The organism is Duganella sp. HH101 (assembly GCF_001758795.1).
GTDB lineage: Bacteria > Pseudomonadota > Gammaproteobacteria > Burkholderiales > Burkholderiaceae_D > Rugamonas > Rugamonas rivuli.
This window is the reverse complement of record NZ_LRON01000003.1, coordinates 254,640-275,300: the sequence shown is the minus strand read 5'-3', so window position 1 is coordinate 275,300 and position 20,661 is coordinate 254,640. Positions and strand designations below refer to the sequence as shown.

General features: G+C 65.8%; 19 protein-coding genes. 5 read left to right on the top strand and 14 right to left on the bottom strand.

Features of this window, described 5'->3' with window-relative positions; genetic code table 11:
• Positions 1-66: 66 nt before the first annotated feature.
• Positions 67-723 (top strand): response regulator transcription factor, encoded by a 657-nt coding sequence (locus DUGA2_RS06355; RefSeq protein ID WP_070268022.1) that lies wholly within the window; start codon positions 67-69, stop codon positions 721-723.
• On the opposite strand, the gene DUGA2_RS06350 is transcribed toward DUGA2_RS06355, so the two are convergent.
• Positions 720-1,745: a YhcG family protein gene (locus DUGA2_RS06350; protein ID WP_070268020.1), complete on the bottom strand. Its 1,026-nt coding sequence runs from the start codon at positions 1,743-1,745 to the stop codon at positions 720-722. The genes DUGA2_RS06355 and DUGA2_RS06350 overlap by 4 nt on opposite strands.
• A 149-nt stretch (positions 1,746-1,894) precedes the next feature.
• Here DUGA2_RS06350 and DUGA2_RS06345 point away from each other — a divergent pair, with 149 nt between their 5' ends.
• Complete coding sequence (locus DUGA2_RS06345; protein WP_070268018.1) at positions 1,895-2,566, top strand: TMEM175 family protein; 672 nt, start codon at positions 1,895-1,897, stop codon at positions 2,564-2,566.
• Positions 2,567-2,570: 4 nt separating this feature from the next.
• Here the strand turns inward: DUGA2_RS06345 and DUGA2_RS06340 are convergent, their stop codons facing one another.
• The 4 genes from DUGA2_RS06340 to DUGA2_RS06325 all read right to left on the bottom strand — a co-directional run bounded on the left by DUGA2_RS06340 (position 2,571) and on the right by DUGA2_RS06325 (position 10,315).
• The gene (locus DUGA2_RS06340) at positions 2,571-3,251 is read right to left on the bottom strand and encodes a Fe2+-dependent dioxygenase (RefSeq protein ID WP_070268016.1); all 681 of its coding nucleotides are present in this window, start codon (positions 3,249-3,251) and stop codon (positions 2,571-2,573) included.
• A gap of 68 nt (positions 3,252-3,319) precedes the next feature.
• On the bottom strand, positions 3,320-5,695 hold the full coding sequence (locus DUGA2_RS06335) for a catecholate siderophore receptor Fiu (RefSeq protein ID WP_070268014.1): 2,376 nt from the start codon (positions 5,693-5,695) through the stop codon (positions 3,320-3,322).
• A 217-nt stretch (positions 5,696-5,912) separates the two neighbouring features.
• Positions 5,913-9,476, bottom strand: a complete 3,564-nt coding sequence (locus DUGA2_RS06330) for a response regulator (RefSeq protein WP_070268013.1) — start codon at positions 9,474-9,476, stop codon at positions 5,913-5,915.
• 92 nt (positions 9,477-9,568) lie between these two features.
• Positions 9,569-10,315 (bottom strand): alpha/beta fold hydrolase, encoded by a 747-nt coding sequence (locus tag DUGA2_RS06325; protein ID WP_070268011.1) that lies wholly within the window; start codon positions 10,313-10,315, stop codon positions 9,569-9,571.
• Positions 10,316-10,513: 198 nt separating this feature from the next.
• On the opposite strand from DUGA2_RS06325, the gene DUGA2_RS06320 reads away from it, so the two are divergent.
• The 3 genes from DUGA2_RS06320 to fnr are packed head-to-tail and all read left to right on the top strand — an operon-like array spanning position 10,514 to position 12,064.
• A complete protein-coding gene (locus DUGA2_RS06320; protein ID WP_070268010.1) occupies positions 10,514-10,744 on the top strand; it encodes a DUF2892 domain-containing protein in 231 nt (76 codons plus the stop codon).
• On the top strand, positions 10,741-11,259 hold the full coding sequence (locus DUGA2_RS06315) for an RNA polymerase sigma factor (protein ID WP_070268008.1): 519 nt from the start codon (positions 10,741-10,743) through the stop codon (positions 11,257-11,259). Before DUGA2_RS06320 ends, DUGA2_RS06315 begins: the two co-directional genes overlap by 4 nt.
• A gap of 46 nt (positions 11,260-11,305) precedes the next feature.
• The gene (gene fnr / locus DUGA2_RS06310; RefSeq protein ID WP_070268356.1) at positions 11,306-12,064 is read left to right on the top strand and encodes a fumarate/nitrate reduction transcriptional regulator Fnr; all 759 of its coding nucleotides are present in this window, start codon (positions 11,306-11,308) and stop codon (positions 12,062-12,064) included.
• On the opposite strand, the gene DUGA2_RS06305 is transcribed toward fnr, so the two are convergent.
• The 9 genes from DUGA2_RS06305 to DUGA2_RS06265 all read right to left on the bottom strand — a co-directional run bounded on the left by DUGA2_RS06305 (position 12,065) and on the right by DUGA2_RS06265 (position 20,659).
• A complete protein-coding gene (locus DUGA2_RS06305) occupies positions 12,065-12,589 on the bottom strand; it encodes a FixH family protein (protein WP_070268007.1) in 525 nt (174 codons plus the stop codon).
• A 10-nt stretch (positions 12,590-12,599) separates the two neighbouring features.
• Positions 12,600-13,985, bottom strand: coding sequence for a cytochrome c oxidase accessory protein CcoG (ccoG, locus tag DUGA2_RS06300; RefSeq protein WP_070268005.1), 1,386 nt, complete (start codon positions 13,983-13,985; stop codon positions 12,600-12,602).
• Positions 13,982-14,935: a cytochrome-c oxidase, cbb3-type subunit III gene (ccoP, locus tag DUGA2_RS06295; RefSeq protein WP_070268003.1), complete on the bottom strand. Its 954-nt coding sequence runs from the start codon at positions 14,933-14,935 to the stop codon at positions 13,982-13,984. Before ccoP ends, ccoG begins: the two co-directional genes overlap by 4 nt.
• The gene (locus tag DUGA2_RS06290) at positions 14,928-15,098 is read right to left on the bottom strand and encodes a cbb3-type cytochrome c oxidase subunit 3 (RefSeq protein WP_070268002.1); all 171 of its coding nucleotides are present in this window, start codon (positions 15,096-15,098) and stop codon (positions 14,928-14,930) included. Before DUGA2_RS06290 ends, ccoP begins: the two co-directional genes overlap by 8 nt.
• A gap of 1 nt (position 15,099) precedes the next feature.
• Entirely contained in the window at positions 15,100-15,726 is a 627-nt protein-coding gene (gene ccoO / locus DUGA2_RS06285) for a cytochrome-c oxidase, cbb3-type subunit II (RefSeq protein WP_070268000.1), read from the bottom strand.
• A 14-nt stretch (positions 15,727-15,740) separates the two neighbouring features.
• On the bottom strand, positions 15,741-17,168 hold the full coding sequence (gene ccoN, locus DUGA2_RS06280) for a cytochrome-c oxidase, cbb3-type subunit I (protein WP_008443253.1): 1,428 nt from the start codon (positions 17,166-17,168) through the stop codon (positions 15,741-15,743).
• A 97-nt stretch (positions 17,169-17,265) separates the two neighbouring features.
• Positions 17,266-17,421: a cbb3-type cytochrome oxidase assembly protein CcoS gene (ccoS, locus tag DUGA2_RS06275; RefSeq protein ID WP_070268353.1), complete on the bottom strand. Its 156-nt coding sequence runs from the start codon at positions 17,419-17,421 to the stop codon at positions 17,266-17,268.
• Positions 17,421-19,904: a heavy metal translocating P-type ATPase gene (locus DUGA2_RS06270; RefSeq protein WP_070267998.1), complete on the bottom strand. Its 2,484-nt coding sequence runs from the start codon at positions 19,902-19,904 to the stop codon at positions 17,421-17,423. The genes ccoS and DUGA2_RS06270 overlap by 1 nt, the downstream gene beginning before the upstream one ends.
• On the bottom strand, positions 19,883-20,659 hold the full coding sequence (locus DUGA2_RS06265; RefSeq protein ID WP_070267997.1) for a sulfite exporter TauE/SafE family protein: 777 nt from the start codon (positions 20,657-20,659) through the stop codon (positions 19,883-19,885). Before DUGA2_RS06265 ends, DUGA2_RS06270 begins: the two co-directional genes overlap by 22 nt.
• Positions 20,660-20,661 lie beyond the last annotated feature (2 nt).

Here is a 20,661-nt window from a genome sequence, read left to right as displayed (position 1 = left end):
TCGCCGTGCCGGGGGCGAAAAAAATCCGATAGCCGGGCTTAAGGTTGACGCCGTTATAATCGCCGCATGCACATCTTGATCATCGAAGACGACCTGGACCTGGGATTCGCGCTGCAGCAGGCGCTGAAGGCGGACGGCATCAGCAGCGAGTGGCTGCGCCGCGTGGCCGACGCGCCGCTGCTGGCGGCCGACCTGCCCTACGACTGCGCGCTGCTGGACATCTCGCTGCCCGACGGCAGCGGCCTGGACTTGCTGCTGCGCTGGCGCCAGTCCGGCGTCACGCTGCCCATCGTCATGATCACCGCGCGCTCGGCGCTGCACGACCGCCTGGCCGGGCTGGACGGCGGCGCCGACGATTTCATCATCAAGCCGTTTGCGATGGCCGAGCTGGTGTCGCGGCTGCGCGCGGTGCTGCGCCGCTACGCCCAGCAGGCCAGTCCGCTGTGGACCATCGGCGAGCTGCACATCGAGCCGCGCGGCTACAAGGCCTGGCTGGCCGGCGAGCTGCTGGACCTGTCGCCACGCGAATTCCGCCTGATGCTGGAGCTGGCGCGTGAGCCGGGGGTGGTGGTGCCCAAGGGCGCGCTGGCGCAGCGCCTGGAACCGCTGGGCGACGCGCTCGATTTCGGCGTGATCGAAGTCCACGTCTCCAACCTGCGGCGCAAGATCGGCGCCCAGCGCATCCGCACCGTGCGCGGCGTCGGCTACATGCTTGCCGCTTAGGACTTGTTGCGCAAGTGCGCGTTTGCTATCGCTTGATGCAGCTTTGCCTGCAATATCTCGCGCGGCGGCAATATGGTCAGGTATTCCGCCACGTGTATGCCGCAGTTATCGAGCTCCAGCAATTCAATCTGCTCTTGCTTTTTGCTCGCGCAAAGTATGACGCCGATCGGCGTCTGCTCATGAACTTCGATTTCATATTTCGCTAGCCAGCGAAGGTAAAGCTCCATCTGCCCTTTATATTCTGGTTTGAACTCACCCAGTTTGAGTTCCATTGCAATCAAACGCCGTAGTTTGCGGTTGTAAAAAAGCAGGTCAATGTAAAAGTCGTCGCTATCGATCTGGATACGTTTTTGTCTGGCGACGAAACAGAAACCCGTACCAAGTTCCAATAGAAATTGCTCCATCTCGCGCAAGATCGAATCCTCAAGGCTCTTTTCCAAGTAGTGATCATTCAGGCCAAGAAAGTCGAGCACGTGCGGATCTTTCAACAGCAGGTCCGGCGATATTGTTTGAGTATCTCGTAGCGACGCCAGTTCCTGACGTATCGTTTCTTCGGGCTTTTTTGAAATGGCGCTGCGTTCGAAGAGCAAGGAATTTATGCGTTCCTGTAGCTGACGCGAAGACCATTTTTCAAGGTGGCATAACTCGATGTAAAAGTCTCGCTTTAACTCATCGTCGATGTAGATCAGGGCCTTGATATGGCTCCAGCTTAATTGTCTCCGCACTGTGGAGACTATTGCTTCTGGAAATATCTCAGCACAGCGGAGACAATGACGGAGTTGTCTTTCGCTCCAGCCTCGCCCATATTCAGCGGTCAGCTGGGCAGCGAGGGTCTTAACGATACGCTGTCCATATGCAGCCTTGGTATTTTGCAGTACTTCCGTTCGAATGCGATTTCCCACCTGCCAATAAAGCAGCGTCAATTCCGCATTCATTACCATCGCGGCGCGACCGCGAGCGCTATTGATTAGGCGACGTACGTCTGCAATCAATGTAACAGTCAGGTCTGGGCGGGCCGGCATGTGAATAGTCCATGATGATGTCGAGCTTGAAAAGTATCAGCCCAATCTCATACGTGGCGTTGTGGCGGCTCAAACGAATGGCCTTCGATGTTGCAAACATTTTAATTTGCGGCAAGAATACGGCTCGTCCCCATCATCCCGGAGTACCTATGACCGACGTTAGCGCCGATGGCCAGCCGCAGCTGAGCAAACACCGTATCGAAGCCCTGATCGATGGCATCTTTGCCGTCGCCATGACCCTGCTGGTGATCGAGCTGCGCCTGCCCGAGCATGCGCACCTGGACAGCGAGGCGGCGCTGCGCGGCGCGCTGTTCGGGCTGCTTCCGAATCTGATTTCGTGGCTGGTCAGCTTTTTCGTGCTGGCGATCTTCTGGATCGCCAACCACCGCCTGTACAGCTACGTGCGCCATGCCGACCAGGGCTTGTTGTGGATGACCATCCTCGGCCTGGCCAGCGCCGCGCTGCTGCCGTTCGCGTCGGCGGTCAACGGCCAGTACGCGTCGATCACCGGGCAGGCGCTGTATTCCGGCGTGATGATCTGGCTCAGCGTGTCGACGCTGCTGCTGGCGCGCTACATTTACCGCCATCCCGGCCTGTGCGCGCATGCGATGTCGCTGGGCGCCTACCGCGCCACCGTGGCGCGCAGCTGCGGCGTGATGCTGATCGCCGCGCTGGCCGTCGCCATCAGCTACGCGGCGCCGGGCAAGGCCAACTGCGTGTTCGTGCTGATGTCGCTGATGCGCCCGATGGGGACGCGCATCGAGCGCCATTACGCGCAAGCCAAGGCCAAGGCGGACGCCGCGGCCCAGGCGCAAGCCTGAAGGCCTAGACCTCGCTCCACTGCCGCAGCAGGTTGTGGTAGTGGCCGGTGAGGCCGACCAGTTCCGGGCAGTCGCCCAGGCGCGCGCGCAGGCTCTGGATGTTCTGGTCCAGTTCCAGCAGCAGGCTGCGGCGCATGTCGTCGCGCACCATGCTCTGGGTCCAGAAGAAGGAACAGACCCGCGCCCCGCGCGTGACCGGCATGACCCGGTGCACGCTGGTCGACGGATAGACGATCAAATCCCCGGCCGGCAATTTCACTTCGTGTTCGCCATAGGCGTCGGTGACGATCAGCTCGCCGCCGTCGTAGTCCTCGGGATCGCACAGGAACAGCGTCGACGACACGTCGGTGCGCAGCCATTGCCCGCTGGACGCCACGCGCCGCAGCGCGCCGTCGACGTGGTCGCCGTAGTGCTCGCCGCCGGCATAGCGGTTGAACAGCGGCGGACAGGTGCGCAGCGGCAGCGCGGCCGAGAAGAACAAGGGGCTGCGCGCCAGCGCCGCTAGCACTTCCGCGCCCAGTTCCTGCGCCAGCGCCGAGCCTTCGGCCAGCTGGCGGTTTTGCTTGACCTGCGCGCCCTGGGCGCCGACCGTGGTGCGGCCGTCGACCCAGTCGGTCTGGTCCAGGCGCTGGCGCATGGCGGCCACCTGTTCGCGGCTCAGTACGCCGGGAATGTGCAACATCATGATGATACTCCTTGCAAAAAAAAGCCCCGCCGATGAGGGCGGGGCCAGCATAACAGCTGCGCTGTCGCTTAGAACTTGAAGTTGGCGGTCAGGCTGGCCGAGCGCGGTGCGCCCGGGGTGTAGCGGTAGCCCGACTTGTTGATCGCCTGCACGTACTGCTTGTCGGCCAGGTTGTAGACGTTCAGGCGCAGATCGACGTGCTTGTTGATCGGGTACGAAGCCATGGCGTCGTACACCCAGTACGCATCGGCGTAGGCCGGGGTGCCGACCGCGCCGTCGGTGCCGCGCATCAGTTTGTCGCTGAAGCGGGCGCCACCGCCGACTTGCAGGCCCATCGGCAGCGTGTACGAGGTCCACAGCGTGAACGCCTGTTTCGGCGTGTAGCTCAGCAGGTTCTCGCCGGCGGCGGTCACTACCTTGCCGGACACGACCTTGGTCGACATGCGGGTGTAGCCCGCGCTGACCAGCCAGTTGCGCATGATTTCGCCGGTCACGCCCAGCTCGACACCCTGCACGCGCTTCTTGCCGGTCTGGAAGAAGTTGGCGGCGTTGTTCGGGTCGACTTCGATCTCGTTGCGCACGTCGGTGCGGTAGGCTGCGGCCGACAGCGACAGTTTCTGTTTCAGCAGATCCCACTTGGTGCCCATCTCGTAGGTGGTGGTGATTTGCGGATCGTAGTTCGGGTTGGACGCGCTGTTGGCGGCCGAGCTCAGCGTGAAGTTGTTGCCGCCCGGTGGAGCTTTCGAGGTCGCGGCCAGCACGTAGACGCTGCTGTCGGCGGTCGGCTTGTACAGCGCCGACAGTTTGCCGTTGAGCAGGTTGTCCGACGCCGTCAGCGAGCTGCCCAGCAGCGTGCCGACCGGGATGGTCTGCGGCGTGGCCGTGCCCTGCACCGTGACGCCGTTGTAGGTGGTGTTGTAGTGATCCACACGCACGCCGGCGTTGAAGATCCACTGGTCGCCCAGCTTGGCGGTGTCGAACACATACAGGCTCTGGGTGTTGGTGGTGCCGTCGCCGCGGGCGCCGTTGCGCACGGTGCTCACCTGCGCGGCCGTCACCGGCTGGCTGGTGTTCGGGTGGTAGATGCTGACCAGCGGCAGGCCGGTCGCGCCCGGTGCGTTGACGTTGGTGTAGTTGGTCTGCTTCTCGTTGATCAGCTCGATGCCGCCGACCACGGTGTGCTTCATGCCGGCGCCGTCGAAGTCGGCGGTGACGGTGGTCTGGTTGGTCAGGATTTCGTTCAGCTGGTCTTTGTAGTTCAGGTTGGTGCGCGCCATCTGCCAGTTGTCCGGATTGGAACCGGCCACGACGCCGCGCAGGTTGGCGCCGGTCGACATGAAGGCGGTCAGCAGGTAGTCCTGCTTGGTGCGGCCGTAGCGGGTGGTGTTCTGCAGCTTGGCGCCGCCGGCGAAGTCATGCTCGATGCGGGCGGTGAACATGTCGGCCTTGACCTTGTCGAAGTCCAGCACCGAACCGTAGAAGTTCTTCGGATCGACCGGCTTGGCGCCGGCCATGAAGTCGAAGCTCGGGCCGAACACGGCCGGCTTGCCGTCCTTGGCCGGGGTGATGACGACCGGCGCCGGCGGGGTCCAGCCCGGCAGGCCGATGGTCAGCACGCCGCCGTCGGGGATGTTGTCCTGGCTGACGTGCAGGTAGTTCAGGTAGACGCGGGTCGGACCGTTCAGGCCGAAGGCGACCGACGGCGCGATGGCCCAGCGCTTGTTGTTGACCACGTCGCGCGCCGGGTTGCCGCTGTCCTGGTCGAGCAGGTTGAGGCGGAAGGCGGTGCCGGTGTCGGCGTTGATGACCTTGTTCAGGTCGGCGGTGGCGCGCTTCTGGCTGCCGCTGCCGACGGTGACGGAACCGAGGTAGGCGTCTTCCATCAGCGGCTTCTTGCTGACCAGGTTGATCGAGCCGGTCGGCGAGCTGCGGCCGTTGTCGGTGCCGGCCGGGCCTTTGAGCACGTCGATCTGTTCGATGTTGAAGGTGTCGCGCGAGATCGAGCCCACATCGCGCACGCCGTCCACGTAGATGCTGCTGGAGGCGTCGAAGCCGCGCATGTAGACGCCGTCGCCGGTGGTGGTGCTGCCGTTTTCGCCCAGGAAGAAGGCGCCCACGCCCGGGGTGTTGCGCAGCGCTTCGCTCAGCGTGACGGCGCCCTGCTGGTCGAACAGCTCTTTCTTGATGACGGTCAGGGTCTGGGCGGTGTCGACCAGTTTCTCGGTGTACTTGGCGGAAGAGGCTTTTTCAGCCTTGAAGTCGTTGATGGCGTTGCCGGTGACTTTGACTTCCTGCAGCGTCTGGTTGCTGCCGGCCACGATGACCGGATCGACACCGGCGTCGGCGGCGTGCGCGGCGACCGGGAGCAGCATCACGGCCAATGCCGCGCTCATTTGCTGGTTGAAGCGCGATTGCGCGTGTTTGCGACTCTTAATCATTTGCATCTTTCTTCCGAGAATGTAGGCGGCTGGCTGCGCTGAGGTGAAGCATTCTTGCGTCTGGCTGCCGGATCATGGCGATTTAATGCGTTAGATTGTAACAACTAAGCTCACATATGTAAATGCGAATTATTATCAATAGCGTTTCGTTATGTGAAAAAAGACAGCGCCCCGGGCCGTGGCCGGGGGCGCTGATGGTGACAAATGTAAAGATGGAGGGGGATTACAGCTGTTCGCGTTCCAGCCAGGCGCGGGCCTGGGCCAACGTCAGCTCCAGCTCGTCGCAGACGGTCTGGTAGCGCTGCGCCAGTTCTTCGTCGCGCTGTTCGTTGATGGCGTTCTCGGCGTCCACGGTGGCCTGGATCAGGCGCTTGGCGCCCAGCACGCCGACGGCGCCGCGCAGGCTGTGGAACAGGCGGGCGGCGTCGCGCAGCCGCCCTTCCTGCAGCGCCGCGCCGGCCTCCTCCACCGGCGTCATGCCGGTGTCGACGGCGCCGCGCACCATCTTGGCCATCACGGCGCGTCCCTTGGCGTCCTTGCCCATCACCCGCATCAGCGCATCCATGTTGAAGATGCTGGCTTCGCCGGCCGGCATGGCCGCCGCGGCGGGCTTGACCAGCACCGGTTCCGGCATCGGCGCCGGCACCGGCGCGGCGGCGGCGGCCATGGCGGCCAGCAGGTCGTCCTCGGCGGCTGTTGCCGCCGGCGCGGCCGGCGCGGGGACAGGCGCAGGAGCGGGGGCAGGCAGGTGGCGCAGCAGCACCTCCAGCATTTCCTCGACTTCGATCGGCTTGGGGATGAAATCGGTGATGCCGGCCTCCTGGCTGCGGTGGCGCTCGGAACCGAGCACGCCCGCCGTCATCGCGATGATGGGCAAGTCCAGGCGCAGCTGCTCGCGCAGGATGCGGGTGGCGGTGAAGCCGTCCATCACCGGCATCTGCATGTCCATCAGCACCAGGTCGTAGCGGCTGGCGCCGGCGCGCAGGCGCTCGACCGCCTGGCGGCCGTCGCCGACCACGTCCAGCGTCGCGCCCGCGTGTTCGAGGATGCCGCGCGCCACCACCTGGTTCAGCGCATTGTCTTCCACCAGCAGGAAGTGGCGGCCGGCCAGGCTGCCGGCGATGCTGGCGTCGGCCACCGGCTGCGGCTGGCCGTCGCTCTTGGCGACCAGCGCTTGGTGCAGCGCGTCGAACAGGTTGGAACTGGTGATGGGCTTGACCAGCACCACGTCGGCCTCCGGCGCGTTGGAGATTTCCTCCACATGGTCGCGGGCGAAGGCGTTGACCATCACCACGATGGGCTGCTTGTTGCCGGCCGCCGCCTCGCGGATGCCCTTGGCCGTGGCCAGCCCGTCCATGCCGGGCATGTGCCAGTCGGCCAGCACCACGTCGTAGGTCTGGTTCGACTGCTGGCTCTGGCGGTAGCGGTGCAGCGCGGCCGCGCCGGAATCGACCTCGTCCGCATGCCAGCCCCAGGCCCGTATCAGCTTGGCGATCACTTCGCGGCTGGTGCGGTTGTCGTCGGCCACCAGCAGGCGCAGATTGCCCAGCGCCGGCTTGCGGCGCTCGTCCGGCAGCTCCGGCAACACGTCGAACGGCAGGCTGAACCAGAAGGAAGTGCCGCGCCCCTGGGTGCTGCTGACGGCGATCTGCCCGCCCATCAGCTCGATCAAACGCTTGGTGATGGCCAGGCCCAGGCCGGTGCCGCCGAAGCGCCGCGTGATGCTCTGGTCGCCCTGCGAGAAGGCCTGGAACAATTGCCCCAGCTGGGTCTCGGTCATGCCCATGCCGGTGTCGCGCACCTCGAAGCGCAGCAGCGCGTGGTCCTCGTCGCGCGCGCTGAGCTCGACGCTGACCACCACCTCGCCCTGCTCGGTGAACTTGATGGCGTTGCCGGCCAGGTTGACCAGGACTTGCTGCAGCCGCATGGAATCGCCGCGCAGGTGGCGCGGCACGGCCGGGTCGACGCTGATCGCCAGCTCCAGCTCCTTGTCGCTGGCGTTCATGGTCATCAAGGTCGCCAGCGAGTTCATGGTGTCGTCCAGCGCGAAGTCCACCGGCGACAGTTCCATGTGGCGGGCCTCGATCTTGGAGAAATCCAGCACGTCGTTGAGGATGCCCAGCAGCGACTGGCCCGACACCCGCACCATGCTCAGGTATTTGCGCTGCTGCGGCGTCAGCGGCGTATTGCCGAGCAGGTAGACCATGCCCAGCACGGCGTTCATCGGCGTGCGGATCTCATGGCTCATATTGGCCACGAACTCGCTCTTGGCGCGGTTGGCCGCCTCGGCGCGGTCGCGCTCGCGCTCCAGCTCCTCGGCGCGCGCCTCCACTTCCAGCCGCAGCCGGTGGCGCTCGGTGATGTCGGAAATCACCGCCAGCACTTTCGTGCCCTGGTCGGTGCGCACCGCGCTCAGGTTGATCTCGACCGGGAACTCGCTGCCATCCCGGCGCAAGCCGTACAGCACGGTGCCGTCGCCCATGCGCACCGGCTCGGCGCTGAGGCGCTCGGCAAAGAATTTGACGCGGTGGCCGGCGTGCTGGCCGCGCAGGCGTTCCGGCACCAGCATTTCCAGCGGCTGGCCCAGCACGGCGTCGCGTTGGTAGCCGAAATAGCGCTCGCCTTCGCGGTTGAAGGTTTCGATGCGGCCATCGACGCCGACCACGACGATGGCGTTGGGCGCGAACTCGACCAGGCTTTGCAGGCGTGCGTCGGCCGCCAGGCGTTCGTGCATCAGTTCGTTGAAGGCGGTGGTCAGCTGGCCGACCTCGTCCTGTCCCTGGGTGGGCAGCGGCGTGAAGCGGCCGGGGTTGTCGCGCAGGGCGACGATGGCGTCGCGCAGCCGTATCAGCGGCGCCAGCAGGCGCAGCGTCAGCCAGCCGATCAGCGCGGCGGCCGCCAGCGAGGCCAGGCCGCCCCACAGCAGCAGCCGGTACAGCACGCCGTTGAAGGGTTCGAACGCTTCCTCGGCCGGCAGCGAGGCGGCCAGCACCCAGTCCACCGACTTCAGCGCCTTGTAGCTGTTGAGGGTGCGCTTGCCGGCGCCGTTGACGCTGTCGACCGTGCCTTCGAAGTCCTGCTCCAGCGCCTGGGTGGTGGCGGGGTTGGCGTTGGGCTGGCGCGGCTTGAGCAGGCGGCCCAGTTCGGGATGCAGCACGTACACCGGCTGCGGGCCGCGGGTCAGCGCGAAGTAGTAGCCGGTGCGGCCGACCTTGGCGTTGCGCAGGTGGCCCAGCAGATTGTCCTTGTACAGCCGCAGCACGCCGACCAGCAGGCACACCACCTCGCCGTTGGCGTCCAGCACCGGCGCCACCATCTGCACGATGGGCTGCTTGCCGGCGCGGCCGATCAGCGGCTCGGTGATCAGCGGCTTGCGGGCGCGCATCACGGTCTTGAAGTAGGCGCGGTCGGAGGCGTCGATGCCGGCGCGGCCCGGCACTTCGGGCAGGTCGGCGATCACCATGCCCTCGGGGTTGATCACCAGCAGGTCGTCGAACAGCGCCAGCACGGCGCGGTCCTGGTAGTAGGTGCGCAGTTGGCCGGGGTTGCGGGCGATGGCGGCCGGCGTGTTGCGCGCCGACACGGCGATGATATCGAGCAGCATCAACAGCTTGTCGTCGAGCTCCTCGGCCGTGCGGTTGATCAGCGCCGTCTGCTGCGTGAACAGCACCCTGGTGAAGTCGTCCTGCATGCGATGGGTTTGCACCACCGTCACCAGCGCGATCATCAGAACCGAGGTGATGCTGGTGGCCAGCGCAACTTTTGCCTTGATGCCAAGTGACTTCATTTCATCCTTAGTAGGCGAGGCCGGGCGGGATTGGAAAAAAATATGAAAATGCCAGCAAATTCTCCTATCAAAGCCCGGCCTTGGCAACAGGATTAACGCTGGGCGGCGGCGATGATCACCTCGGCGACCTTGGCCGGCTGCGAAACCATGGGCACATGGCTGGTTTTCAGCGTGACGGTGGTGGCGTTGAGCTTCCTGGCGAAGGCTTGCTGCAGCGCCGGCGCGATCATGCGGTCGTTGGCGGCGGCGATGTAGTAGTTGGGCTTGGTTTTCCACGCGGCCACGGTGGTGGCGTCGCCGAAGGCCTTGGCGTTGATCGGGCCCTGGGTGGCGGCGATCAGCGCGGCGGTGGCCGGCGGCACGTCCTGGGCGAAGTTCTTGGCGACCGAGTCGGCAGGAAGCCACAGGTAGCCGGCGGCGTCGGCCTGCAGGGTGGCGATGCCGGGCGGCACGGCGTAGTCCTTGCCCAGGTTGGCGGTGGCCTCGCCTTCGGACGGCGCGAACGCGGCCACATAGACCAGGGCCTTGATTTTATCGCTGGTGCCGGCCTGGGTGATGACGGTGCCGCCCCACGAGTGGCCGACCAGCACCACCTTGCCGGTTTGCGCATCGACCACGCGCTGGGTGGCGGCGACGTCGTCGGCCAGCGAGCTCAATGGGTTCTGCACGGCCACCACTTTCAAGCCCTTGGCCTGCAGCAGCGGAATGACCTTGTCCCAGCTGGAACCATCGGCGAACGCGCCGTGGACCAGGACGACGGTGGTGTCGGCGGCCGGGGCGGCGGCCTGGGCGGCGAATGCGGAAGCCAGCAGTGCGGTAGCGATCAGGGTGCGTTTCATGATGTTTTCTTTCAGTTGGGTAGTTGGCGATCAAATAGTGTGCTACTTGATGTGTTGAACTATAGCTCGCAATTTAATCGCGTGCAAGATAAAAATTCTAAATATTTTGTGATAATTCATCCGCAGCGCGAATCCAAACCGCGCCGGCCGCCCTCTTAGCAGCCGAGGGACTTCCTCTGCGACGAATTGGAGTGCACTATGTTCTATGTGAAAAATGTACCAAACTGGGAGCGCGCGCTGCGCGTGGTGGCCGGCCTGATCGCCGTCTGGATAGGCATAGTCGTGCTGGGCGGCATGTGGGGCATGGCGCTGGCGGCGTCGGCGGCGGGCATCGTCGGCTCCGGCCTGTTCGGCTTTTGCCCGATGTGCGCGCTGGTCGGCCGCCGGCTGGACAAGGCGCAGGCTGCCCAACATAACGGAAATCCATGACACTGGCGGCACACCATCTCCCCGTGCTGGACGCCGCCCACCGCGGCGATCCGGCGGCGCTGGCGCAGCTGCTGCGGCTGTGCCAGCCCGACATCCGCCGCTACGCCCAGCGCAACTGCCTGATCGGCGACGTCGACGACGCCGTGCAGGAAGCCTTGCTGGTGCTGTCGCGGCGGCTGTCGTCGGTGCGCCTGCTGGCGGCGTTTTCCGGCTGGCTGTTCCAGGTCGTCAAGCGCGAGTGCCACCGCCTCGGCCGCATGGCGCTGGGCCACGATCCGTGGGACGACGAGCGCGCCGAGCAGTGGCTGGCCAGCCAAGACACGGCCGGCCTGCGGCTGGAGCTGGTCAACGCGCTGGAATCGCTGCCGGCCGATTATCTGCAGGTGGTGCTGCTGCGCGACTTCGCCGAGCTGTCGATCGCCGAAATCGCCGCCGAAGTGGGCGACAGCAGCGCGGCGGTCAAGAGCCGCTTGCATCGTGCAAGGAAAATGGCGCGCGAATACTTGATCGGATGACTGCGGCATCGACCACAGATGACGACAAATGGTCTACACTGGCTGCATGATACGAGAACTTCCAGAGCTGGTCCTGCCCAGCGCCACCATCGAGATCCTCAAGGCCAGTTGTGCGACCTGCAGCATGCACCAACTGTGTTTGCCCATGGGGCTGGACAACAACGATATGGACCGGCTCGACCAGATCATAGGCCGCCGGCGTAAAGTGGCGCGCGGCGCCACGCTGTTCCGCATCGGCGATCCCTTCCAGAGCCTGTTTGCGATACGCCTGGGCCATTTCAAGACCTACCAGGTCAACCGCGAGGGCGCCGAACAGATCACCGGCTTCCAGATGGCCGGCGAACTGCTGGGCATGGACGCCATCAGCACCGACCTGCACCATTGCACCGCCGTGGCGCTGGAAGACAGCGAGGTGTGCGAGATTCCATTCGGCAGCCTGCAACAACTGCTGGCCGATATGCCGACGCTGCTGCGCCACTTCCACCGCATGATGAGCCAGGAAATCACGCGCGAGCAAAGCGTGATGCTGTTGCTGGGGAATATGCAGGCGACCCAGCGTTTTGCCGCCTTCCTGATCAACCTGTCGTCGCGCTACGAGGCGCGCGGCTACTCGCCCAACACCTTCCAGCTGCGCATGTCGCGCGAGGAAATCGGCAACTACCTGGGGCTGACGATCGAGAGCATCAGCCGCCTGCTGTCCAAGTTCAAGAAGGAAAGCCTGCTGCGCGTGAGCAACCGCGAAATCGAATTGCTCGACGTGCCGACGCTGAAAGCCATCACCGCCGGCATGCAGACCTGCGCCTGATTAGTTGTCGGCCTGCAGCGTCACTTGGCGCTGCGCCGGCCAGGTCCACGCGCCGGCCAGCCGCCAGTCGCGCTGCTCGCCCTCCACCAGCACCACCCAGCGGCTGCGCTCCAGCATCGGCAGATTGATCTGGAACGCGCCGAACTCGTCCGGCTGCACCACCAGCTGGATATCCTTCTCCGGCAGCGTCGCATGCGACAGGTGGACGAACAGCCGCTCGCTCCGGCCCTGGTCGCTGCTATTGCGCCGCAGCTGGCCGTTCAGCGTGCCGGTGGTGGCGTCGTAGCCCAGCGACATCGACAGGCCCAGCGTCGAGGCCAGGCGGTCGCGCCGCAAGTCCTGGTTGATGGCCTTGCCCTGCTTGTAGTAGTCGCCCACCACCAGCGCGTCCTGCTGCGACCAGGCCAGGTAGCCGGTATAGCTGCCGGCCACCACCACCACGGCCGGGCCGAGCATCAGCAGCCACGGCCAGCGCTGCTTCCACCACGGCGTCGCCGGCGCTTGCGCCATCATCGATACGCTCATCTTGCTCTCCTTAGCGCGGCACGAAAAATACCGCGTGTTCCTTCACATGCAGCGACGGCTGGTCGACTGCGGTCAGTTCGATTTCGATCTTGTTCGAGCCCGGCTGGCCGGCGCCGTGCTCGGTGCGCAGGCGGATCGGATAGGCCTTGGTCTCGGTGCCTTCCACCCGCACCTCTTCCGGCGTCACCTGCGACAGCGTGGGCAGGCCGCCGACGCGGATGCGGTAGGTGTGCGCCTGCTCGGTCGTGTTCATGATCTGCAGGCGGTAGACGTTTTCGATCATGCCCTCCTCGACCTCGCGCCCCATGGCGCCGCGGTCGCGTATCACGTCCAGCTTGAGCGGCGTGCGCAGCCACAGCGCGATGCCGACCGCCGCCACGATCAGCGCCAGGATGCCGGCGTAGATCTTCACCCGCGGCCGCAGCGTGCGCTGGCGGATCTCGGTCGGCGTGTAGTGCATCAGCAGCGCCCGCTCGGTGCTGTAGCGTATCAGGCCGCGCGGCTGGCCGATCTTGTCCATCACGCCGTTGCAGGCGTCGACGCAGGCGGCGCAGCCGATGCACTCGTACTGCAAGCCCTTGCGGATATCGATGCCGGTCGGGCACACCTGCACGCACAGGCTGCAGTCGATGCACGAGCCGCCGTTGACTACATCGCGCTTGTTGAGCGGCGCGCGCGGTTCGCCGCGTTCGCCGTCGTAGGTGATGATCAGCGTGTCGCGGTCGAACATCGAGCTCTGGAAGCGGGCGTACGGGCACATGTACTTGCACACCTGCTCGCGCAGCCAGCCGGCGTTGCCGTAGGTGGCCAGGCTGTAGAACACCACCCAGAACCATTCCCACGGGCCGAAGCTCAAGGTCAGCACCTCGTTGCCCAGCAGCTTGATCGGCGTGAAGTAGCCGACGAAGGTGAAGCCGGTCCACAGCGCCACCGCGCCCCAGGCCAGGTGCTTGGCGCTTTTCTTGCCGAACTTGGCGGCCGACATCGGCTGCCGGTCCAGCGCCATGCGGGCGCTGCGCTTGCCTTCGATCTTGCGTTCTATCCACAGGAAGATTTCGGTGTACACCGTTTGCGGACAGGCGAAGCCGCACCACACCCGCCCCGCCACCGCCGTGGCGAGGAACAGCAAATAGGCGCAGATGATCAGCAGCGCCGCCAGGTAGATGAAGTCCTGCGGCCACAAGACCAGGCCGAAGATGTAGAACTTGCGCGCCGCCAGGTCGAACAGCAGGGCCTGGCGTCCGTTCCACTGCATCCACGGCGTGCAGTAGAAGGCCAGCTGCGTCAGCCACAGGCACAGCCAGCGCAGGCGGGCGTAGCGGCCCGAGGTTTCGCGCGGATAGATTTCCTCGCGCGCCGCATACATCTTGATGACTTGTGGTGCAGGATCGTTCATTTTGCTGCCGTGGCGGTGTCTGTCGCCGCCGCGACCGGTGAGGGTTCAACATGGTTGACGTCGTTCGACAAGCTCCACACATAGGCGGCCAGCACGTGCACCTTGGCGTCGCCGAGGAAGTCCGCGAACGCCGGCATGGTGGTGCTGCGGCCCTTGCGGATGGTTTCCATGATGGTCTCGGCGCTGCCGCCGAACAGCCAGATCTTGTCGGTCAGATTCGGTGCGCCGAGGGCCTGGTTGCCGGTGCCGCTCGCGCTATGGCAAGCCATGCAGGCGCCGAACTTGTCCTTGCCGAACACCGCCTTGATCGGATCGGCGGTCGAGCCGGACAGGCTCAGCACGTAATGGGCGACGTTTTCCACATCCTTGTCCGAACCCAGCGCGGCGCCCATGGCCGGCATCACGCCGGTGCGGCCGTGCAGGATGGTTTCCTTGATGGTCTCGGGGGCGCCGCCGAACAGCCAGTCCTTGTCGGTCAGGTTGGGGAAGCCCTTGTTGCCGCGCGCATCGGAGCCGTGGCACTGCGCGCAGTAGGTCAGGAACAGGCGCTCGCCGATGGCGTGGGCCTTGGGATCGGCCGCCACCTGCTTCAGGTCCTGCTTCTGGTATTGCGCGAACAGCGGGCCGTAGTCGGCCTCGGCCTGCTTGAGCTCGGCCTGGTACTGGCCCGAGGATTTCCAGCCCAGCTTGCCGGCATAGCTGCCCAGGCCGGGATACAGGACCAGGTAGCCCAGGCCGAAGACGATGGTGATGTAGAACAGCCACATCCACCAGCGCGGCATCGGCGTGTTCAGCTCGCTCAAATCCTCGTCCCACACGTGGCCGGTGGTTTCGCCGGCCTTGCCCTTGATCTTCGATTGCGAGAACAGCAGCACGCCGCAGCCGACGATGCCGAGCAGGGTCAGCACGACGATGTACATGTCCCAGAAACCGTTGGTGAAATCAGCCATGGCTGTGCTCCTTCTCGTCGTCGTCGAACGGCAGCTGGGCCGCCGCCGCGAAGTCGGCTTCCTTGTTGTGGATAAAGGCCCACCACAGGATGCCGGCAAATGTGATGAAGGAAATCACCGTCATCACGCTGCTGGCGCGATCAAACAGGGTATCGATAGCCATGCTAGTTCCTCGTCTTGATTAATGTGCCCAGGCCTTGCAGATAGGCGACCAGGGCGTCTTCTTCGGTCTTGTCTTTGAGCTCCTCCGGCGCGGCGGCGATCTCGGCGTCGGTGTAGGGATCGCCCAGGCGCTTGAGCGCCTTCATCTTCGGCACGATCGATTCCGGCACCAGCGAGGTCTTCGCCAGCCATGGGTAGTTCGGCATGTTCGACTCGGGCACCACGTCGCGCGGATTGGCCAGGTGGGTGCGGTGCCATTCATCGCTGTAGCGGCCGCCCACGCGCGCCAGGTCCGGCCCGGTGCGCTTGGAACCCCACTGGAACGGCCGGTCGTAGACGAACTCGCCGGCGACCGAGTAGTGGCCGTAGCGTTCGGTCTCGGCGCGGAACGGACGCACCATCTGCGAGTGGCAGTTGTAGCAGCCTTCGCGCACATAGATGTCGCGGCCCGCCAGGCGCAGCGGCGAGTAGGGCTTCAGGCCCGCCACCGGCTCGGTGGTGGACTTCTGGAAGAACAGCGGCACGATCTCGACGGCGCCGCCGACGCTGACCACCAGCGTCACCAGCGCGATCAGCAGCCAGGGATTTTGTTCTATCCACGAATGTGTAAACTTCGGTGAAAATTTCATACTCAGCTCCGATATCAGGCGTGGCCGGCGGTCAGCGCGGGGATGCGCGCCACGGCGGTCTCGCGGTTACGCAAGGTCATCCAGGTGTTGTAGCCCATCACGCACATGCCGCTCAGGTACAGCAGGCCGCCGGCGAAGCGCACCACGTAGTACGGGTAGGTGGCTTTGACGCCTTCGACGAAGGTGTAGGTCAGCGTGCCGTCCGGATTGACCGCGCGCCACATCAGGCCCTGCATGACGCCGGCGATCCACATCGCGGCGATGTACAGCACGATGCCGATGGTGGCGACCCAGAAGTGCAGGTCGATCAGCTTGGTGCTATACATTTTTTGCTGACCGGCCAGGCGCGGCAGCAGGTAGTAGATCGAGCCCATGGTGATGAAGCCCACCCAGCCCAGTGCGCCGCCGTGGACGTGGGCGATGCCCCAGTCGGTGTAGTGCGACAGCGCGTTGACGGTCTTGATCGACATCATCGGGCCTTCGAAGGTGGCCATGCCGTAGAACGACAGCGAGACGATCATGAACTTCAGGATGGGGTCGGTGCGCAGCTTGTGCCAGGCGCCCGACAGGGTCATGATGCCGTTGATCATGCCGCCCCAGCTTGGCGCCAGCAGGATCAGCGAGAACACCATGCCGATCGATTGCGTCCAGTCCGGCAGCGCGGTGTAGTGCAGGTGGTGCGGGCCGGCCCACATATAGGTGAAGATCAGCGCCCAGAAGTGCACGATCGACAGGCGATACGAGTACACCGGACGTTCGGCCTGTTTCGGGATGAAGTAGTAGACCATGCCCAGGTAGCCGGCGGTCAGGATGAAGCCCACCGCGTTGTGGCCGTACCACCACTGGATCATGGCGTCCTGCACGCCGGAGTAGGCGGAGTAGGATTTGAACAAGGTTGCAGGCATGCTGGCGCCGTTGACCACGTGCAGGATCGTCACGGCGATGATGTAGCCGGCGAAGAACCAGTTGGCGACGTAGACGTGCTTGACCTTACGCGTCAGCAGCGTGCCGAAGAACACCACCGCGTAGGCGATCCACACCACGGCGATCAGCAGCGTGATCGGCCATTCCAGCTCGGCGTATTCCTTGCCGCGGGTCAGGCCCATCGGCAGCGTGACGACGGCGCTGACGATCACCGCTTGCCAGCCCCAGAAGGTGAAGGCGGCCAGCTTGTCCGAAAACAGCCGCACCTGGCAGGTGCGCTGCACGACGTAATAGGACGTCGCGAAAAGTCCGCAGATACCGAACGCGAAAATCACCGCGTTGGTGTGCAGGGGCCGCAGGCGGCCGTAGGTCAACCATGGTATGTCCAGGTTCAACGCCGGCCATGCCAGCTGGGCGGCGATAATCACGCCGACCAGCATGCCGATGATGCCCCAGACCACGGTGGCGATTGCGAATTGCTTCACAATCTTGTAGTTGTAGTTCTGTGCAAGGTCCACTTGAAGTTCTCCCAAGAACGCTTTAATGATGTGTATCAAAGGTTACTTTTGTGGGAGTGAAAAAACCTTGATGTGGATCAAAATTTCCCAGATCAAACTATTCTAGTGGCGGCTTGTCATCATCCTGGAGCACGCGCAGCGCCGGGCCGACCAGGTCGTCGAACTGGCCGCTGTCGGAGGCGCGGAAGAACACCCACAGCGCGGCAAACACCAGCACCACGCTGAGCGGAATGAGCAGGTAGAGCGCTTCCATCATGTCCCCCTTCTGAGGCGCAGCGCGTTGGCCACCACCACGGCGGAACTGAGCGCCATGCCGACGCCGGACAGCCACGGGTTGAGCAGGCCGGCCGCCGCCGCCGGGATCGCCAGCGCGTTGTAGACGCTGGCCCAGCCCAGGTTCTGGCGGATCACACCCATGGTGCGCGCCGCCACGCGGGCGCTGTCGGCGACGGCGCCGAGGCGGCCGCACAGCAGCACCGCGTCCGCATGGGCTTGCGCCAGTGCGGCGCCCGCGCCCATCGCGAAGGAGACGTCGGCCGCGCTCAGCACGGCGGCGTCGTTGATGCCGTCGCCGACCATCGCCACCACGGCGCCGGTCTGTTGCAGGCGCTTGACGAAGGCCAGCTTTTCATCGGGCAGGTAGCCGCCCACGGTGGTGCTGATGCCGAGCTGGTCGCCGACCTGGCGGGCCAGGTCGGCGTTGTCGCCGCTGAGCAGCACCACGGTCTTGCCGGCCTGGCGGAAGTAGTCGACCGTGGCTTGCGCATCGGGCCGCAAGCCGTCGCGCAAATGGAAGCAGGCCAGCCACTGGCCGGCGACGCCGAGGTAGACCGGCGTGACGCCATGGCCCGCATCATGCGGCGGCGCCGATCCGCTCAGTTCGGCGACGAAGCCGGCGCTGCCCAGGCGGTACAGGCGGTTGTGCAGCACGCCTTCGATGCCGCGCCCGGCGATTTCATCGACCGCCGTCGCCTGCCAGTCGGCGCGCGCGCCGCCCTGCGCCGCAGCGGCGGCGTCGACGATGGCGCGCGCCAGCGGATGGCCGCTGCCGGCATCCAGCGCGGCCGCCACTTGCAGGCAGAAGTCGGCCTGCATCAGGCCCAGTTGCACGGTCTGCTGCAAGGCCGGGCGGCCGAAGGTCAGCGTGCCGGTTTTGTCGAACACGATGTGGGTGGCGCGGTGCAGCGTCTCCAGCGTTTGCGGGCCGGTGATCAGCACGCCCTGGCGCAGCAGGCGGTCGGTGGCGGCGGCCAGCGCGGTCGGCGTCGCCAGCGACAGCGCGCACGGGCAGGACACCACCAGCACCGCGATGGCGATCGGCCAGGCGCGGGCGGCGCTGTCGCCGTCCATCCAGTACCAGAACACGAAGGTGGCCAGCGCGAACAGCAGCAGCGCCAGCACGAACCAGCCGGCGACGTCGTCGGCCCACTGGGCGATGCGCGGCTTGTCGCGGCCGGCGCGGTCGACCAGCTTGACCAGCTTGGACAAGGTGCTGTCCTGGGCGATGCGGGTCACGCGCGCCAGCACCACCGAGCCGGCGTTGATGGCGCCGCCCGGCAGGGCGTCGCCGCTGTCCTTGGCCACCGGCGCGCTTTCGCCGCTGAGCAGCGACAGGTCGAGCTGCGTGCGGCCGTCGACGATGACGCAGTCGGCCGCCACCGCCTCGCCGGGCTTGATCATGATGACCTGGCCCACCGCCAGCGCGGCGGCCGGCACCAGGGTGGCGGCGTGGCTGACCGGGTAGTCGTCGAGCAGCGTGGCCGATGCCGGCAGCGCGTGCTGCAGGCGCTCCAGCGCGGCGCCGGCCTTGCGGCGCGCGCGCAGCTCCAGGTGGCGGCTGCACAGCAGCAGGAAGATGAACATCGTCACCGAATCGAAATACACGTCGCCGTGGCCGCGCACCGTGGCCAGCACGCTGGCGCCGAAAGCGGCGGCGATGCCCAGCGCCACCGGCACGTCCATGCCCAAGGTGCCGGCGCGCAGGCTGGCCCAGGCGCCGCGCCAGAACGGCAGCGCCGAATAGCAGATGGCCGGCGCCGTCAGCAGCAGGCTGGCCCAGCGCATCAGCGCGGCCATGCTGTCGTCCAGCGTGCCGTCGTCCGCCAGGTAGGCCGGGGCCACGTACATCATCACCTGCATCATCGACAGGCCGGCGACGAACAGCTGGCGGCCCAGGGTCTTGGCGGCCTGGCGCTGCTGTTCGCCGTGGCGCTGCGCGTCGTAGGGATAGGCGGCGTAACCGATCGCGTGCAGCGCGGCCAGGATGTCGCCGGGCTGGCAATCGGCCGAGCGCCAGCGCACGTACAGGCGTTCGGTGGCGACGTTGAGCTGCGCGCTCTGCACGCCGGGCAGCTTGGCCAGGCGCTGTTCGATCAGCCACACGCAGGCGGCGCAGCGTATGCCTTCGACCGCCAGCGTGGTTTCGCGGCTGTCTTCATCGAGGGCGAAGCGCGGGTCGGCGTTGTCGTACAGGCGCAGTTCCGGCGGCAGCATTTGCGCGCCCTCGGCGCTGGCGGCGAAGGCCGAGCGCTCGTGGTAGTACGACGCCTGGCCCAGGTCGACAATGGTCTGCGCCACCGCCGCGCAGCCGGGGCAGCACATGGCGTGGTCGACGCCGGCTATGCGCACCTGCCATTCGGGCTTGGCGGCGGCCGGCAGCGGCTGGCCGCAGTGGTAGCAAATGTGCGCTTGCGCGCCGGGCGCCGTGTGGCGGTCTATTGATGTGGTGTCAGGCATAAGGTGTCCATCCAGTCTGGCGCGATGCCGCCGGCCGCGCGCGCCAGTCCCAGCACGCCGAAGGCCAACACCAGCAGGCCGCAGGCGATGCGCACGCGGCGCTGTTGCAGCACGCGTTGCAGGCGGGCGCCGGCCAGGCCCAGCGCGGTCAGCATGGGCAGCGTGCCCAGGCCGAAGGCCAGCATGACGGCGGCGCCGTCGCCGGCCGAGCCGCTCAGCATCGCGGTCAGCAGCACGCTGTAGACCATGCCGCACGGCAGCCAGCCCCACAGCGCGCCCAGCGCGAAGGCCTGGTGCGGGCGCCGGGCCGGCATCAGGGTTTTCATCATCGGCGCGATGGCCGGCTGCGCGCGCTGCCACAGCACGCGGCCGCCCTGCTCCAGCAGCGCCAGGCCGCGCCAGGCGTTCATCAGGTACAGGCCCAGCGCCACCAGCATCAGGTTGGCCAGCCAGTAGAACAGCAGCTGCACGCCGGCCAGCGCCGACAGGCTTTGCGCGCCGCCGGCCAGGCCGCCGGCCAGCGCGCCGGCCACCATGTAGCTGGCGATGCGGCCGGCGTTGTACGACAGCACGCGCGGCAAGGCGCTGGCGCCGGCGGGGGCCGGCATGGCGACGATAGGAATCACGCTACGCATCGGCGCTGGCGCCGCCGTGCCGACCGACAGCGCGCCGACGATGCCGCCGCACATGCCGATGCAGTGCACGCTGCCGGCCAGTCCGACCACCATCACCGGCAGTAGCTGAAGCAGGTTCATGG

Coding starts and splice junctions, on each gene's coding strand:
- DUGA2_RS06355 (WP_070268022.1), top strand. CDS start 67: ATGCACATCTTGATCATCGAAGACGACCTGGACCTGGGATTCGCGCTG.
- DUGA2_RS06350 (WP_070268020.1), bottom strand. CDS start 1,745: ATGCCGGCCCGCCCAGACCTGACTGTTACATTGATTGCAGACGTACGT.
- DUGA2_RS06345 (WP_070268018.1), top strand. CDS start 1,895: ATGACCGACGTTAGCGCCGATGGCCAGCCGCAGCTGAGCAAACACCGT.
- DUGA2_RS06340 (WP_070268016.1), bottom strand. CDS start 3,251: ATGATGTTGCACATTCCCGGCGTACTGAGCCGCGAACAGGTGGCCGCC.
- DUGA2_RS06335 (WP_070268014.1), bottom strand. CDS start 5,695: ATGCAAATGATTAAGAGTCGCAAACACGCGCAATCGCGCTTCAACCAG.
- DUGA2_RS06330 (WP_070268013.1), bottom strand. CDS start 9,476: ATGAAGTCACTTGGCATCAAGGCAAAAGTTGCGCTGGCCACCAGCATC.
- DUGA2_RS06325 (WP_070268011.1), bottom strand. CDS start 10,315: ATGAAACGCACCCTGATCGCTACCGCACTGCTGGCTTCCGCATTCGCC.
- DUGA2_RS06320 (WP_070268010.1), top strand. CDS start 10,514: ATGTTCTATGTGAAAAATGTACCAAACTGGGAGCGCGCGCTGCGCGTG.
- DUGA2_RS06315 (WP_070268008.1), top strand. CDS start 10,741: ATGACACTGGCGGCACACCATCTCCCCGTGCTGGACGCCGCCCACCGC.
- fnr (WP_070268356.1), top strand. CDS start 11,306: ATGATACGAGAACTTCCAGAGCTGGTCCTGCCCAGCGCCACCATCGAG.
- DUGA2_RS06305 (WP_070268007.1), bottom strand. CDS start 12,589: ATGAGCGTATCGATGATGGCGCAAGCGCCGGCGACGCCGTGGTGGAAG.
- ccoG (WP_070268005.1), bottom strand. CDS start 13,985: ATGAACGATCCTGCACCACAAGTCATCAAGATGTATGCGGCGCGCGAG.
- ccoP (WP_070268003.1), bottom strand. CDS start 14,935: ATGGCTGATTTCACCAACGGTTTCTGGGACATGTACATCGTCGTGCTG.
- DUGA2_RS06290 (WP_070268002.1), bottom strand. CDS start 15,098: ATGGCTATCGATACCCTGTTTGATCGCGCCAGCAGCGTGATGACGGTG.
- ccoO (WP_070268000.1), bottom strand. CDS start 15,726: ATGAAATTTTCACCGAAGTTTACACATTCGTGGATAGAACAAAATCCC.
- ccoS (WP_070268353.1), bottom strand. CDS start 17,421: ATGGAAGCGCTCTACCTGCTCATTCCGCTCAGCGTGGTGCTGGTGTTT.
- DUGA2_RS06270 (WP_070267998.1), bottom strand. CDS start 19,904: ATGCCTGACACCACATCAATAGACCGCCACACGGCGCCCGGCGCGCAA.
- DUGA2_RS06265 (WP_070267997.1), bottom strand. CDS start 20,659: ATGAACCTGCTTCAGCTACTGCCGGTGATGGTGGTCGGACTGGCCGGC.